Below are 15,325 nucleotides of genomic sequence, written 5' to 3' on the forward strand. Positions count from 1 at the left end.
TTGTCGTGACCGAGGCCTGCAGCATCCCGTAGTGGTGGTGATGGCGCAGCCATCTTTGCGCCGGTCGCGTCTGCAGTCGCCGCCAGCGACTGGGTAGAGAGGAAACGCCGCTCAATCCAGCGGGTTGTCGATTTGCGCGCGCAACAGTTCGGCGAAGGCGCCGGCTTCTACCGGGCGGCTGATCAGGAAACCCTGGATCTCGTCGCAATTCTGGCTCTTGAGAAAGTCCATCTGCGCCTGGGTTTCCACGCCCTCCGCGACCACCTTCAGCTCCAGGCTGTGAGCCATGGCGATGATCGCGCGGGTGATCGCCGCATCCTCGCCACCGGGCGACAGGTCGCGGATAAAGGTCTGGTCGATCTTCACGTAGTGCACCGGGAAGCGCTTGAGGTAGCTGAGCGAACTGTAGCCGGTGCCGAAGTCGTCGATTGCCAGCTTCACCCCCAGTTCGCGCAGTTGGCGGAAGGTCGCGATGACGCTCTCGACGTTGTCGAGCAACTCGCTCTCGGTCAGCTCCAGCTCCAGATAATGCGGTGCCAGGCCGGTTTCATCGAGCACCTGACGGACCAGGCTGGTGAGGTTGCCCTGACGCAGCTGGTACACCGAAATGTTCACCGATACGCGAATCTTCGCCAGCCCCTGGCGCTGCCACTCGCACGCCTGCTGGCAGGCCTGGCGCAGCACGAACTCGCCAATCGGCGCGATCAACCCGGTCTCTTCGGCCAGGCCGATGAACTCGCCTGGCGCCACCATACCCTGCTGCGGATGGCGCCAACGCACCAGAGCTTCGGCAGCGTTGAGCTGGTCATCGGCGAGGTTCAGCTTGGGTTGGTAGAACACCTCCAGCTGGCCTTCGTCGATGGCCTTGCGCAGCTGGTTTTCCAGCTGCAGCCGCTCCAGTGTGCAGGCCTGCAGGTTGTCGGTGAAGAACTGGAAGGTATTGCCGCCCAGGTGCTTGGCGTGTTGCACGGCCATGTTGGCCTGGCTGATCAGTGCGCTGATCTCGCGCGCATAATCCGGTAGCAGGCTGATCCCCAGCGAGGCGCTGACCACCAGCTCGTGGCCGCCCACGGTCATTGGCACACGCAGCTTGGCCAGCAGGCGGCTGGCCACCCGCGCCAGGCTGGAGAGGCTGCCGTAGGCGTCGAGGATGACGGCGAATTCGTCGCCCGACAGCCGTGCGATGCAATCGGCTTCGGGCACGGCCTGGGTCAGACGGCGACTCATCTGGCGCAGCAACTGGTCGGCCACCTCATGGCCGAGGCTGTCGTTGAGCAGCTTGAAGCGGTCCAGGTCGATATGTACCAGGGCGATGCTGCGACCGCTCTGCCGCGCACGCTGGCTGGCCTCGTGCAGGCGCTCCTTGAACAGGCTGCGGTTGGCCAGGCCGGTGAGTTCGTCATAGTGCGACAGGTAGCGCAGGCGCTCCTCGGCCTCGCGTCGTGCGGTCAGGTCGGCGAAGAAACCGACGATATGGCTGGGCCGACCGCTGGTATCGCGCACCAGATTGAGCTGCAACCACTGCGGGTAGAGTTCGCCGCTCTTGCGCGTCTCGATCAGTTCTCCCTGCCAGGTGCCGCTACTGTCCAACTCCTGACGGATCATCTGGTACTGCCTGCGCATCTCACGGCTGCCGATCAGGCTGGTCACCGTGCGCCCGACCACTTCCTCGCTGCTGTAGCCGGTCACCGAGCTGAAGGCGCGGTTGACCGCCAGCACGCGGTAGTAGGGGTCAAGAATGAAGATGCCTTCGCTGGCTGCCTCGAACACGGTGGCAGCCAGGCGTTGCTGCTGCTCCTGCTGACGCCGCGCGCTGACGTCGCGTCGCGTGCCGAGCATGCGTCGCACACGGCCGGCAGCATCGCGCTCGACCGCGCGGCCCCGATCTTCGACCCAGACCCAGTGACCATCGACATGACGCACGCGGTACTCGATCTGATAATCCTCGCTGCGCCCCTTGAGGTGCTGGACCAGCGCCCGCCGCAGCCGCGGCAGATCATCGGGGTGCAGACGCGGCGTCAGATCACGCAGCATCACCTGCACCTGGCCGGGCTCCAGGCCAAACAGCTCGCGCAGGTGCGAGTGGTGCACCTGATCGCTGTCCAGATCCCAGTCCCACAGCCCCAGCTCGCTGGCCTCCAGTGCCAGGGCCAGACGCGCCTGGCTCTTGCCCAGGGCGTGGGTCGCCTCGTCCAGTTCCAGCGTGCGCTCGGCGACGCGCATTTCCAGCGCGCCATGGGCGCCGCGCAATTCGCGTTCCGCACGGCGGCGTTGTTCCACCTCGCGCGCCAGTTCCTCGTTGAGCCCTTCGGCACGCTGCTTGGCATGCTCCAGATTGCTGATCAGCGCCAGGTTGTGAAAACGCTGCAGCAGGCTGCGCTGCACCAGGCGGTTGACCTGCCAGGCCACGATCAGCAGAGCGAGAAACAGGATCACCCCGAGCAGCCCCCAACCACGTTGCAGGCTGTTATCGGCCAGCAGCAGGAAGGCCGCCGAAGGCACCAGGCAGGGCAAGGCGAAACTCAGAAAGGCGGACAGGCTGACGGCATAGGCCACGCTGGCCGAAAGAATCGCCGCGGCGATCAGGCCATAGACCAGTGCCTGCTGATAGAACACGTCGGCCGGCACCAGCACGATCACGGCGAAGGCCAGGGTCAGGCCGGAGGCTCCGGCACCGAAGAGGAAGATGCGGCGCCAGTAGGGTTCGGCCTGGCGACTGGGCAGCGCCTCGTTGAAGGCATTCACCTGAGTCAGGCGCAACAGCACCAGCAACACCACCCAGCCCAGCCAGGCCGCAAGCAATGGCGCACTCTGCTGACTCCACAGCAAGAGGCTGCAGGCCAGCCCGACCAGCAGCATGAGCAAAGTGGGCAGACGCGAGCCCTGAAACAACAGTCGGGTACGCTCGACGGCAATATCCGTGGCGAACTGACGTTCAGCCTGATGCGGGTCCAGCGTCACCTCTTGAACTACGGCGCTAGTCGTGGCGGTCATAGGCGATGTTCTTGTAATGGTTGCCTAAGGGTGTGCGAGAGAACTATCGGCGCCCTCAACCCTGACGTCGCGGGAGAATACCCGAGACAGACGCTGTGCCCAACAAAGATGTGGGCAATTTCACAGCTTGGCGCCCAACTTTTGGTGAGCCCCTACCAGCCATGATGGCCTTTGGCCGCCAGACGCATACCTCTGCGCCCTGACCTGCCGGTCGTCGGTTGCATCCGGCCGGTTTCGCTTCACCTGGCCGACGGTTTGCCCTCCCCTGCCCAGCCCCCTAGAATGCCGCGATGCAAAACGACCCCGAACTCCTCCTCGCTTCGCTCAACGACGCCCAGGTCCAGGCCGTGGCCGCTCCGCTCGGCCGCCAATTGGTGCTGGCCGGCGCCGGCTCGGGCAAGACCCGCGTGCTGGTGCACCGCATCGCCTTCCTGATCCAGGCGATTGGCGCGTCGCCCCATTCGATCCTGTCGGTGACCTTTACCAACAAGGCCGCCGCCGAGATGCGCCACCGCATCGAACAGATGCTTGGCCACAACCCGGCCGGCATGTGGGTCGGCACCTTCCACGGCCTGGCCCATCGTCTGCTGCGCGCGCACTGGCAGGAAGCCGGGCTGGCCGAGAACTTCCAGATTCTCGACTCCGACGATCAGCAGCGCCTGATCAAGCGGGTGATCCGTGAACTGGGCCTGGACGAACAACGCTGGCCGGCCAAGCAGGCGCAGTGGTTCATCAACGGACAGAAGGATGAAGGCTTCCGCCCGCAGCATATCCAGGCTGGTGGCGACCTGTTCCTGGCTACCATGCGCGGCATCTACGAGGCCTACGAAGCGGCCTGCGCACGTACCGGGGTGATCGACTTTTCCGAGCTGCTGCTGCGTGCGCTCGACCTCTGGCGCGACAAGCCGGGCCTGCTCGAGCATTACCAGCGGCGCTTCCGCCACATCCTGGTCGACGAGTTCCAGGACACCAACGCCGTGCAGTACGCCTGGCTGCGTCTGCTGGCCAAAGGCGGCGACAGCCTGATGGTGGTGGGCGACGACGACCAGTCGATCTACGGCTGGCGTGGCGCACGCATCGAGAACATCCAGCAGTTCTCCAGCGACTTCCCCGATACCCAGGTGATCCGCCTGGAGCAGAACTATCGCTCCACCGCCGGCATCCTCAAAGCCGCCAACGCTCTGATCGCCAATAACAACGGGCGCCTCGGCAAGGAGCTGTGGACCGATGGCGGTGACGGCGAGCCGCTGGCCCTGTACGCCGCCTTCAACGAGCATGACGAAGCACGCTACGTGGTCGAGACCATCGAGGACGCCCTGCGCAAGGACGGCCTCAAACGCAGCGAGATCGCCATTCTGTATCGCTCCAACGCCCAGTCACGGGTGCTGGAAGAAGCGCTGCTGCGCGAGAAGATCCCCTACCGCATCTACGGCGGCCAGCGCTTCTTCGAGCGCGCCGAGATCAAGAACGCCATGGCCTACCTGCGTCTGCTCGACGGTCGTGGCAACGACGCGGCGCTGGAGCGCATCGTCAACGTGCCGGCACGCGGCATCGGCGAGAAGACCATCGAGACCATCCGCGAGTACGCCCGCGCCCACGACGTGCACATGTGGGAGGCGATCCGCCTGATGCTCGCCAACAAGGTCCTGCCTGGCCGCGCATCCGGCGCGCTGGCGGGCTTTATCGAGCTGGTCGAGGGCCTGGCCGAAAAAGTTCTGGCCATGCCCCTGCACCAGATGACCCAGGTGGTCATCGAACAGAGCGGCCTGCTCGCCTATCACGAGGCGGAAAAGGGCGAGAAGGGCCAGGCCCGGGTGGAGAACCTGGAGGAACTGGTCAGCGCCGCGCGCGCCTTCGAGAACGACGAAGACGACGAGCTGACCCCGCTACAGGCCTTCCTCACCCACGCATCGCTGGAGGCCGGGGACACCCAGGCCGCCGAGAACGAGGACAGCATTCAACTGATGACCCTGCACAGCGCCAAGGGCCTGGAATTCCCGCTGGTATTCCTGGTTGGCATGGAGGAGGGTCTGTTCCCACACAAGATGAGCCTGGAAGAACCGGGCCGACTGGAAGAAGAACGCCGCCTGGCCTATGTCGGCATTACCCGTGCCATGCAGAAGCTGGTGATCAGCTACGCCGAAACCCGGCGTCTCTACGGTAGCGAGACCTATAACAAGGTGTCGCGCTTCGTCCGCGAAATCCCCGCACCGCTGATTCAGGAGGTACGCCTGAGCAACAGCGTCAGCCGCCCGGTAAGCACCAGCTCGATGAGCGGTAGCAGCCTGTTCGCCGGCAGCGCCGTGCCGCAGACGCCCTTCAACCTGGGTCAGCGGGTACGCCACAGCCTGTTCGGCGAGGGCACCATCCTCAACTTCGAGGGTGCCGGCGCACAGGCCAGGGTGCAGGTGAATTTTGAAAACGAAGGCAGTAAGTGGCTGATGCTGGCATACGCCAAGCTCGAAGCCGTGTGAAGAGCCTATGCACGATCAGCTGCGCGTCGGCCCTACTGCGTTAAAAACAGGCTTGGAATGCTCATGTACAAAAGTACAGTCGCCCGCGACTCCGACCGTTCCTCGCCTATTTTTGCCTTGTAGGACTCTAGCTCGCATGCTCGTGAATAGGCTCTGAGTACCTACCGTATCTGGAGATAATCGATGAATCGCCGCAATCTGTTCGGCGCCGCTCTGGCGCTGATCGCCGCCATCGGCCTGGTTGGCTGCAAAGAAGAAAAGGCTGCCAGCGAGCAAGCCGCCGCCAAGCCGGCCGAAACCATCCACTGGAAGATGGTCACCTCCTGGCCGAAGAACTTCCCGGGCCTGGGCACAGCCGCCGAGCGCCTGGCCGAGCGCATCAACGCCATGAGCGCCGGGCGCCTGACCGTCAAGGTCTACGCCGCTGGTGAGCTGGTTCCCGCCCTGGAAGTGTTCGATGCCGTCTCTCGCGGCACCGCCGAGATGGGCCACGGTACCCCGTACTACTGGAAGGGCAAGGTCCCGGCTGCGCAGTTCTTCAGCAGCGTGCCGTTCGGCCTCTCCACCCTGGAAATGAACGCCTGGCTCAGCCACGGCGGTGGCCAGGCGCTGTGGGACGAAACCTACGCGCCCTATGGTGTGAAGCCGCTGTCCGCCGGCAACACCACCATGCAGATGGGCGGTTGGTTCAACAAGGAAATCAACAGCCTGAATGACATCAAGGGCCTGAAGATCCGCATGCCGGGCCTCGGCGGCGAAGTCTGGAGCAAGCTCGGCGCGATCACCGTCAACCTGCCTGGCGGTGAGATCTTCACCTCCCTGCAGACCGGCGCCATCGATGCCACCGACTGGGTCGGCCCCTACAACGACCTGGCCTTCGGCCTGCACAAGGCGGCCAAGTACTACTACTTCCCGGGCTGGCAGGAGCCGCAGGCGGTGGTCGAATCCATGGTCAACCAGAAGGCCTTCGACGCGTTGCCAGCCGACCTGCAAGCCATCGTCGTCGAAGCCGCGCGTGCCGCGACCCTGGATATGATGGACGACTACGTGTTCAACAACGCCAAGGCGCTGCAGACCCTCAAGAGCGAAGGCGTGCAGTTCAAGCGCCTGCCGGACGAGGTGTTGAAAGCCATGCGTGAGCAATCCGACGTGGTGCTCGAGTCCCTGGCTGCCGAGAACGACCTCAACGGCCGCATCTGGGCCTCGCAGAAGGCCTTCCTCGAAGAGGCCAGCGCCATGCAGGCGCTGACCGAGAAAGAGCTGTACAACTGGCGTTAAGCTGCTGCCGCTCCCACAAGGCTTTTTGCCCTTGTGGGAGCGAATTCATTCGCGATGGGGTTGGCGCCGCACCAGCAGGATCGCGAATGAATTCGCTCCTACAAAAATATCTGGAAGCCATCCCATGCGCTTTTCCACCCTGCTTCTCCTGCCCTTGCTCGCCGTTGGCCTGATCGGCTGCAAGGACGATTCCGCCCCGTCCGAGCAGGTCACCGCGCCTGCAAAGACCTTCCACTGGAAGATGGTCACCACCTGGCCGAAGAACGCGCCCGGCACCGGCACCGCGGCCGAGCGCCTGGCCGAGCGCGTCAACGCCATGAGCGCCGGGCGCCTGACCATCAAGGTCTACGCCGCTGGCGAACTGGTGCCGGCACTGGAAGTGTTCGATGCGGTCTCCCGCGGCACGGCCGAACTGGGTCACGGCACGCCCTACTACTGGAAGGGCAAGGTACCGGCGGCGCAGTTCTTCGGCGCGGTGCCCTTCGGGCTGTCCACCCAGGAAATGAACGCCTGGCTCAGCAAGGGCGGTGGTCAGGCGCTGTGGGACGAAGCCTACGCGCCCTTCGGCCTCAAGCCGCTGACCGCGGGCAACAGCACCATGCAGATGGGTGGCTGGTTCAACAAGGAAATCAACAGCCTGGATGACATCAAGGGCCTGAAGATCCGCATGCCGGGCCTCGGCGGTGAAGTCTGGAGCCGCCTTGGTGCGACCACCGTGGTGATGCCTGGCGGCGAGATCTTCACCGCCTTGCAGACCGGTGCCATCGATGCGACAGACTGGGTCAGCCCCTACAACGACCTGGCCTTCGGCCTGCACAAGGCAGCCAGGTACTACTACTACCCGGGCTGGCAGGAGCCGCAGTCGGTACTCGAACTGCTGATCAACCAGAAGGCTTACGACGCCCTGCCGGCCGACCTGCAGGCCATCGTCACCGAGGCGGCCCGCGCAGCGACCCAGGACATGATGGACGACTACGTCTTCCACAACGCCCTGGCGCTGGACGAGTTGAAGAAGAGCGGCACGCTGCTCAAGCGCTTCCCCGACGAGGTACTGCAGGCCATGCAGCGCGAGACCGAACAGGTGCTCGGCGACCTGGCGGCGCAGAGCGAACTCAATGGTCGTATCTGGGCCTCGATGCAGACCTTCCAGGCACTGGCCACCTCGATGCATGCGCTGTCGGAGAAGGAGCTGTACGACTGGCGCTGAGCCCGGTGATCGGCGACGGCGGTGGGCATGGCGCAGCAGCCGTCACTGGCTCCGTTTGTCGCTCCAGGCTGCACCTCATACCCTGGCGGCCATACTTCAGGGGATGAAAAAGAAGCCAACCGACCCCACCCACATTCTTGATACCGCCCTGCAACTGGCCGACGCCTGCGGCTGGGAGCGCCTGCACCTTTTCGAGGTAGCCGCCGTACTGGACATCGGCCTGGACGATATCGCCCGCCACTACCGTGACAAGGATGACCTGGTGGAAGTCTGGTTCGACCGCGCCGATCAGGCCATGCTCAACCACGCAGGAAACCCCGACCTCCCCAGGCTGAATGCCGAACAGCGCCTGGAAAGTTGCCTGCTGGCCTGGCTCGACAGCCTCGCCGCTCATCGGGCTGTCACCGCACAGATGCTGCTGTACAAACTGGAACCCGGTCATCTCCACCTGCAGGTACTCGGCCTGATGCGTATCAGCCGCACCGTGCAGTGGTGGCGCGAAGCAGCCGGGCGACAGAGCCTGCATGTGCACCGTATCGCCGAAGAAACCCTGCTCACCAACGCCTACCTGCGCAGCTTCGTGCACTGGCTGCGCCACCCCGAAGAAGACGCAGTAACCTTCCGCGCCTTTCTGCGTGGCCAACTCCGCTGCGGCCCGCTGCCTCTACTGCTGCAACGCCCGTAGCTCGGATGAAGTCCGCGGCCATGGCTGCGGGCCTTCCCGGATTGCATCCGGGCTGCTCGAACATATCGCAGGGTGCTCGCCCTCCAGGCAAAAGCCGGAAACATTCTGTCACTGGTCATCACCCGCCACGGCGGGCAAGATGCCGACCAAGCTTTTCCACAAGAGAGAAAACCGTGATGCAGCGTTTCCTCAGTATCGCCATGGTGCTGTGCCTGGCACTGACCTTCAGCTTCGAAGCCCACGCCAAGCGTTTTGGCGGTGGCAAATCCTTCGGCTCCGCTCCCAGCCACCAGACTCGTCAGGCCACGCCGCCAGCTCAACAGGCTGCCCCGACTCCCGGCCGCCAGCAGCCTGCCGCTGCCGCCAGCGGCGCTTCGCGCTGGCTCGGCCCGCTGGCCGGTCTGGCCGCTGGTGGCCTGCTGGCCTCTATGTTCATGGGCGACGGCTTCGAAGGCCTGCAGATCATGGACATGCTGATCTTCGGCCTTATCGCCTTCCTGCTGTTCCGTTTCCTCGCCGCCCGTCGTGCTCGCCAACAGCCACAAATGGCTGCTGCCGGTGCGCCGTACCAGCGTGAAATGCCGAATGCCGACAACGCGCCGGCCGCTGGCAGCAACATCTTCGGCGGTCGTCTGGCTTCGGCCGCCCCGGTGATCAACGCCCCGGCCTGGTTCAACGAGCAGAGCTTCATCGCCGCTGGCCGTGAGCACTTCATGAACCTGCAGCAGCACTGGGACGCCGACGAGATGGACAAGATCGCCGAATTCGTCACCCCACAACTGCTGGACTTCCTCAAGCGCGAGCGCGCCGAACTGGGTGATGGCTTCCAGTCCACCTACATCGACGACCTTCAGGTCCAGCTCGACGGCGTCGACGACAACGCCGAGAAGACCATCGCCACCCTGACCTTCAGTGGCGTGTCCAAGACTTCGCGCTTCGACCAGGGCGAGCCGTTCAGCGAGAGCTGGCGCCTGGAGCGTGCCCAGGGCGACAACCAGCCCTGGCTGATCGCCGGCATTCGCCAGAACTGATCGCAACGACGCACAAAAAACCCGGGCTTGCCCGGGTTTTTCATTTCGGCATCCGCCAGTTTCGGTAGCACAGCCGTCGCGGCTAAAGCCCCTCCCACAGCCTCAGGCCATGCCGGTGCAGCAAGCAGCACCCGTGGGAGCGGACTTGTCCGCGAATCGCGGCGCCAGCCGCGCCTGTACAAGCCGGAGTCACGTCATCGCGGCTCGGCGCATGCCGATATGCGGGATGTCGTCCTCCAGATAGACCTCGGTCACCGCCTCGAAGCCATACCGCCCGTAATAACCCTGCAGGTGCGCCTGAGCAGACAGGTAGACCGGCACGCCAGGCCAGCGGCGGCTGCATTCGACCAACCCCTGCTCCATCAGCCTGTGACCCAGGCCACTGCCACGTGCCTGCTCTGCAATCACCACGCGGCCAATCACCACCTCGCCATTCATCCGCTGCGGGTCGAGCAGGCGCAGATAGCCCACCAGCACGTCATCATCGCGCGCCAGCAGATGGCAGGTATCACCAAGCAGGTCCTGGCCATCGGTTTCCAGGTAGGGGCAGTTCTGCTCCACCACGAACACCTGGGTGCGCAGGGAGAGAATGGCGTACAGCTCATGGATGTCGAGTTCGCTGTGGTGCTTGCTGATCCAACTGATGGTCACGACTCTCTCCAGGAGACACTAAGGCACGACACGCTCGCCGCCTGGCCTGCGCAGGCAGCGCCAGATCATGACAGCCAGTAGCAGTACCAGCCAGAGCAACGGAACCAGGAAGATCACCAGGGTGCTGGCAGCATGACGGCCAACCTCCGTGTGGTAAACCAGTCGCACTCCGTCTTCCTGCCGCTCGGCCGCGATCAGCACGGCATTCTGCAACTTGCTCAGCGTACCGATTTCCGGCACCGAAACCGGGAGCTGGCGCAAGGCCCGCAAAAAGCCGTTCCAGCTCGCAGCGCTGTTCTCGATAGGCCAATAGAAATCCGATCCGCTTGAGCTTGAATAGCGCGGCGCCTGGTCAGTCAAGATCAGACTGTGCGCCTGTGCCTCGGTATAGGCCGCAACGATAGCAGCCACGCGCGCCTCCAACTGAGCGCGCACGTCACCGGCGAGCACGCCGACCGCTTCATCGCTTGCCGTATAATGCGCGGCTTTATAAGCCTCAAGCACCTGCTCGGGTTGAGCATCGAGCACATCCCGAAAATCGGCCCAGCGCTCATACCCCAGCAACTGCATGATGGCCTGCTTGCCGGCCTGGCAATCGCCATCGGCAGGGCACAGCCGGTCGAATTCGGTCATTGCCGCGGGGAACACCTTGAGCCCCATGTAGGTGGAGAACTGGCCAGGCGCCTCCTCCTTCCAGAGTGCAGCCAGCCCATGCAACGGTGACAGATCGGCGAGGGCAGCATGCTCGGGTGCGAGCATGGCCGGCCCCCAGTAGTAGTTCCGACAATCAATGCGATAGGACAGCGAGGCGTACGACGGCTCAGGGTTGTTCAGCAAGCCACAGGAGAGTGTCTGGTCCGCTGGTTTGAAAATCAGCCGCGTCCCTGCTGGCGGCAGGGATTCGCCAAGATCCTCACCACCGTGCAGCACCAGATCCGGGTAGCCCATCAGCGCCCCCTGCAACCGATAGAAGGTCGCCGGCCAGAGCTGCTGGCTGTCGATCACCAGCAGCAGGAGCAAAGCGCTCGTCAGCACCAGCACGGCGCCCAGCGGCCGACGGGGTTGCCGACGAGCCAGCAGGCCGACGCTGCCCAGGTAGATCAGCGGCAGCCCCAGCAGCAACCCAGGCAGCGCCAGAGACTTTTGCGACGCCCAGGTAAACAACAGATAGTGGCTGCTGGCGAGCACCGCCAAGACCGCGCATGACAACCCGAGCGCCAGCGCAGTCGCCCCCCAGCCGCGGATGGTGCCGGGCACCAGCACCACCGCGCTCAGCACCACCAACGCCAGGCTTACCCAGCGGACCCAATCGGGCGACGCCATTATCTCTAGCATGGCCACTTCCATCCTTCGCAGTCGAACACCTGCTCGCCGTACACATGAATCTGTTTCCAGGCCAGCCGACCATCCTTTTCCAGCCCGTAGGAAACGCCATGCCGGGTGCCCACAGCATCGTGCCGCCAGACGCCAACCAGATTGCCGGCAGCGCTCAGGCCCAGCCAGGTTCCGACACTCTTACCGTCGCGATACCAGCCATGCATGACGAAGCCATTGTTCATTTCATAGACCCAGTAGCCGCTACGTTGGCCGTTGGCTTGCGCACCGCAGGCGACCAGCTTGCCGTCGACGATTTCCTTGTGAATTTCATCCTTGCTGCGCGCACAGCCGTCGCCATCCAGCGCAGGAGGTGCAAGCTCGTCCAGCAAGCGCTGGGGCACCCGCTCGAAGGCGGTTGCGGAAGTCGCCAGCAGCATCAGGGCCAGGGTAACAACGCGCATATCAGTTGCCCTCCAGCTGCATGAAGCGATACGTCCAGCGCACCGTGCGCGGCGTGGCGTCGAGGATGGTCAACTGCTCGATACCCCTGACCTCGCCGTGAAACTTGAACACCCCACCGGGGAACAGGAAGTCCTCGACGCTCGGCTGATCAAGGTCGGCAGAGCGGGCAACCGGTATCAACGCCTGCCCATTGGCATCGAGAAAGCGCAGCCGGCCGAACAACTCGCGCGCCGGGTGCTCGGGTTGCACCAGCGCGCTCGGCAAGGCGCTGGCGGCAACCAGCCAGGGCGTTTCGCCGGCCTCATAGGGCAGTGCCTGCCAGACCATACCGGTCGGGCAGGACAGCTCGCTCTCGACCTCAACGTCATGCAGGAAGCGCAGCTCACCATCGCTGCCCTGCAGCTCCCAGCGCACCTGATCGAGCTGCTCGGGTGGCAACACCGAATAACGTCGGTAGTCATCCGCAGGCAATCGCTGCACGGCCTGCCAGCGCAACAGCGGCTGCTGCGAACTGACCACACGCAACTGACAGACAGCGCTAAGGGAGATGGGTAGAAACAGCTCGTGATACTCGCGGCCCTGCGCCTGCTGCGGCAGGTGCGTGGGCATGTCGAGGCCGGTATGCGCCAGCGGCAGGTGCCAGGTCGAGGGCAGCGACGCAACGCTACGCTGCTGCTCGTCCGTGGCGAAGCGCACATCCGTCAGACGCTCCTCCTTGCCGCTCCACAGCCTGATCGGCAGGCGTGCCGGCGGCGTGCCCGCGAAGCGCAGTTGATACATGTCGGTAGCGAGAAAGTCCTTGCCCCGCATCAGGCGATTCCAGGCGCTGTCGTAGTATGGCGAGGGGGCGTAACTCACGCGATGCCAGCCCTGATGCTCCGGGTAGTCATCCGGCATGAAATGCAGGGTCTGCTCGCCCCGGTTGACGACCTCGATCCACCACTCGCCCGGCACGGCGCCCGGCCGGGCGACGATACGGCTGCCGCCGACGCGGATGAAGCTCTGCTCGTCGGACAGTGCCAGCCAAAGCGGCTCCTCCTGCGCAACGGCGACCTTGCGCAGGACATCGACCAGCACGCTGGCTGGCTCCCGATAAGAGCAGGCTGGGCTGTATGCCGGCGTCCAGAACAGCTCGAAGCGATGCGCCGGCATGGCGCGCGTCGGGTACTCAGCAAGCTCTTGCGACAGCGCCAGGTCGGCATCGATGCCGACCGGCAACAGTCGTTGTAGTGCATCCAGACGCAACTCGGGTGCACACAACTGCGTGCCGTCCGCGTTGAACAATCGGAGGTTTTCGACAGCCAGGATGCTTTCCGGCATCAGCGCATTGTTGCCATGCGCGGGCAGCAGCAGCTCGAACCAGTCGCGTCGAGCGGGGTTGCTGTAGACATGACCGAAGCCGGCATGAAGTCTGAGCGTACCGGCCAGCATGGTGGGCTGTAGCGGCTCGCGTGCGTCCGGACCGGGCAGTTGAAACGGCTCGTACACGGCCGTATGGCTACTGTCGAACAGGCCGTGGCCCTCACGGGACGCGACGATCAGCAGCGCGACCAGCCAAGCGAGGGTGAACAGGCTGCCGGCGATGAAACGCCGGGTACGCAGTTCCTTTTGCAGACGCGCAACGAGGCGCTCGCGTAGCGGCGCGGCGGGGGTTGAAGATGCATCCTGCATGTAACGACGCTTCCAGGCTTTCTCGCGGGTCGCCAAGGTTGCCGATAAAGGCGGCTCGGCTCAAGCTGAAATTGCCCATGCGGATAAGTGAAACGGTTATTTGCTAGGCGCTTCAGCAATACCTCGAATCGCGCTGCTAGGGTATAAAGCTGCCCGCCCATCAGGAGAGCCCGAACGTGGAAGAAGTCATCGAACAACTGCGCGAACTCAACGAACCGGTGCCGGTACCGCTGGAGCTGCCGGACGAGGAAACGCTGGTGGAGATTCAGGAGCAGATCCTCATCCACCTGCCCTTCGAGCTGCGCGAGTTCCTGCTCAAGGTCAGCGATGTGGTCTACGGCCGCCTGGAGCCAGTGACCGCCAGTGACCCGCAATCGCACACCTACCTGCCGGAAGTCGCCTCGGTGGCCTGGGACCTCGGCCTGCCGCGTGACCTGGTGCCACTGTGCCAGGAAGGCCGCGACTACTACGCCGTGGACGTCGAGGGTCAGGTGTGGCTGTGGGACGGCGACGAAGGCGAACTGACCGACGAAAGCTGGGACTCGGTCTGGCACTGGTGCCGGGACGTCTGGCTGGAGAGCTGAGCCTCGCGGTCGCAGCATCGTGGGAGCGGACTTGTCCGCGAATGCACCATTGTCCCCCCCGGCACACACCCCACAAGGCAAGCTCCCATCCGCGAGACAGCAGGCTTCTCGCCGCCCCACCTCAGGTGTCGCCCTGCTCCAACGCCAGCAGATTGAGCAGGAACCGCGCGAAATACAGCAGATCCTGCTCCATGGCCTGGCGCGCGCCCTTGGCATCGCCGGCCTCGATGGCGGCGAAGGCGTCTTCGTGAAAGTCATTGAGCCGCAGTGACAGATCGGCACTGGTGAACAGGCGATTGAAGAAGGGGCCGATCTGCAGCCATAACGACTCGATCGAACGCAGCAACACGGGGTTGCCGCAGGCGCCATACAGATGCAGGTGGAACTGACTGTTGGCGTTGAGGTAGTCCTGTACCTGGCGCTGCTCGATGGCCGCATCCATGCGCTGCACGCAGTCGCGCAAGCGGGCCAGGTCGTCGCTGCTCAGGCGCGGTGTGGCCAGTTCCACTGCCAGGCCCTCCAGTGCCAGACGCACCTGGAAGATGTTCTCGTAACGTTCTCGCGTCATCGACGGCACTCGCACCGAGCGCTGCTGCTCGCCCTCCAGCGCCCCCTCCGCCACCAACCTCTGCAGAGCCGCCCGAACCGGCATCGGGCTGGTCCCCCATTCGGCCGCCAGATCGCGAATCTTCAGCCGTTGTCCCGGCTGGAAACGCCCGGCCAAAAGGCCTGAGCGGATGTTCTGATACAGCTGCTCCTGCAGGTTGTCAGCCATGCGCCACCTCCATCGGTGGCGCCGGCAGTTGGGCAAGGGTCAGGCTACAGTCACGCATGCAAGGCTCCAGTGAAGAATGCGTCGAGTCTACGTCAGGATCGGATTTTGTATGAAGGATCACACAGGTGAAAATACTTTGTGATCACATATTTATAGAATAGTGCTTTTAATGCCGCTAAAAAAAGCTTGTTTACTA

The 15,325-nt window shown here is 64.0% G+C and carries 12 protein-coding genes; 6 read left to right on the top strand and 6 right to left on the bottom strand.

Annotated elements, in window-relative coordinates:
* Positions 1 to 111: 111 nt before the first annotated feature.
* Positions 112 to 2,994: an EAL domain-containing protein gene (locus EL191_RS23780; RefSeq protein WP_115298696.1), complete on the bottom strand. Its 2,883-nt coding sequence runs from the start codon at positions 2,992 to 2,994 to the stop codon at positions 112 to 114.
* A 290-nt stretch (positions 2,995 to 3,284) separates the two neighbouring features.
* On the opposite strand from EL191_RS23780, the gene uvrD reads away from it, so the two are divergent.
* The 5 genes from uvrD to EL191_RS23805 all read left to right on the top strand — a co-directional run bounded on the left by uvrD (position 3,285) and on the right by EL191_RS23805 (position 9,669).
* Positions 3,285 to 5,468: a DNA helicase II gene (gene uvrD, locus EL191_RS23785; protein WP_126403531.1), complete on the top strand. Its 2,184-nt coding sequence runs from the start codon at positions 3,285 to 3,287 to the stop codon at positions 5,466 to 5,468.
* A gap of 183 nt (positions 5,469 to 5,651) precedes the next feature.
* Positions 5,652 to 6,746 carry a TRAP transporter substrate-binding protein gene (locus tag EL191_RS23790; protein WP_013717884.1) on the top strand — a complete coding sequence of 365 codons (1,095 nt, stop codon included), beginning with the start codon at positions 5,652 to 5,654 and terminating at the stop codon, positions 6,744 to 6,746.
* Between the two features lie 124 nt (positions 6,747 to 6,870).
* A complete protein-coding gene (locus EL191_RS23795) occupies positions 6,871 to 7,953 on the top strand; it encodes a TRAP transporter substrate-binding protein (protein ID WP_126403532.1) in 1,083 nt (360 codons plus the stop codon).
* A gap of 103 nt (positions 7,954 to 8,056) precedes the next feature.
* Positions 8,057 to 8,638 carry a TetR/AcrR family transcriptional regulator gene (locus tag EL191_RS23800; RefSeq protein WP_115290388.1) on the top strand — a complete coding sequence of 194 codons (582 nt, stop codon included), beginning with the start codon at positions 8,057 to 8,059 and terminating at the stop codon, positions 8,636 to 8,638.
* Positions 8,639 to 8,814: 176 nt separating this feature from the next.
* Positions 8,815 to 9,669: a Tim44 domain-containing protein gene (locus tag EL191_RS23805; protein ID WP_013717887.1), complete on the top strand. Its 855-nt coding sequence runs from the start codon at positions 8,815 to 8,817 to the stop codon at positions 9,667 to 9,669.
* Between the two features lie 189 nt (positions 9,670 to 9,858).
* On the opposite strand, the gene EL191_RS23810 is transcribed toward EL191_RS23805, so the two are convergent.
* From EL191_RS23810 to EL191_RS23825, 4 genes are read right to left on the bottom strand one after another with little or no spacing between them, the layout of a single operon-like run.
* Positions 9,859 to 10,320, bottom strand: coding sequence for a GNAT family N-acetyltransferase (locus tag EL191_RS23810; RefSeq protein ID WP_115290387.1), 462 nt, complete (start codon positions 10,318 to 10,320; stop codon positions 9,859 to 9,861).
* Between the two features lie 18 nt (positions 10,321 to 10,338).
* On the bottom strand, positions 10,339 to 11,655 hold the full coding sequence (locus EL191_RS23815; RefSeq protein WP_126403533.1) for a hypothetical protein: 1,317 nt from the start codon (positions 11,653 to 11,655) through the stop codon (positions 10,339 to 10,341).
* Positions 11,649 to 12,098 carry a toxin-antitoxin system YwqK family antitoxin gene (locus EL191_RS23820; RefSeq protein WP_013717890.1) on the bottom strand — a complete coding sequence of 150 codons (450 nt, stop codon included), beginning with the start codon at positions 12,096 to 12,098 and terminating at the stop codon, positions 11,649 to 11,651. The genes EL191_RS23815 and EL191_RS23820 overlap by 7 nt, the downstream gene beginning before the upstream one ends.
* A gap of 1 nt (position 12,099) precedes the next feature.
* Positions 12,100 to 13,770 (bottom strand): hypothetical protein, encoded by a 1,671-nt coding sequence (locus tag EL191_RS23825; RefSeq protein ID WP_126403534.1) that lies wholly within the window; start codon positions 13,768 to 13,770, stop codon positions 12,100 to 12,102.
* Between the two features lie 176 nt (positions 13,771 to 13,946).
* Here EL191_RS23825 and EL191_RS23830 point away from each other — a divergent pair, with 176 nt between their 5' ends.
* Complete coding sequence (locus EL191_RS23830) at positions 13,947 to 14,354, top strand: SMI1/KNR4 family protein (protein WP_013717892.1); 408 nt, start codon at positions 13,947 to 13,949, stop codon at positions 14,352 to 14,354.
* 121 nt (positions 14,355 to 14,475) lie between these two features.
* Here the strand turns inward: EL191_RS23830 and EL191_RS23835 are convergent, their stop codons facing one another.
* The gene (locus EL191_RS23835; RefSeq protein ID WP_126403535.1) at positions 14,476 to 15,129 is read right to left on the bottom strand and encodes a GntR family transcriptional regulator; all 654 of its coding nucleotides are present in this window, start codon (positions 15,127 to 15,129) and stop codon (positions 14,476 to 14,478) included.
* Between the last annotated feature and the right edge of the window lie 196 nt (positions 15,130 to 15,325).

The sequence above is a fragment of the Pseudomonas mendocina genome (genome assembly GCF_900636545.1).
GTDB lineage: Bacteria > Pseudomonadota > Gammaproteobacteria > Pseudomonadales > Pseudomonadaceae > Aquipseudomonas > Aquipseudomonas mendocina.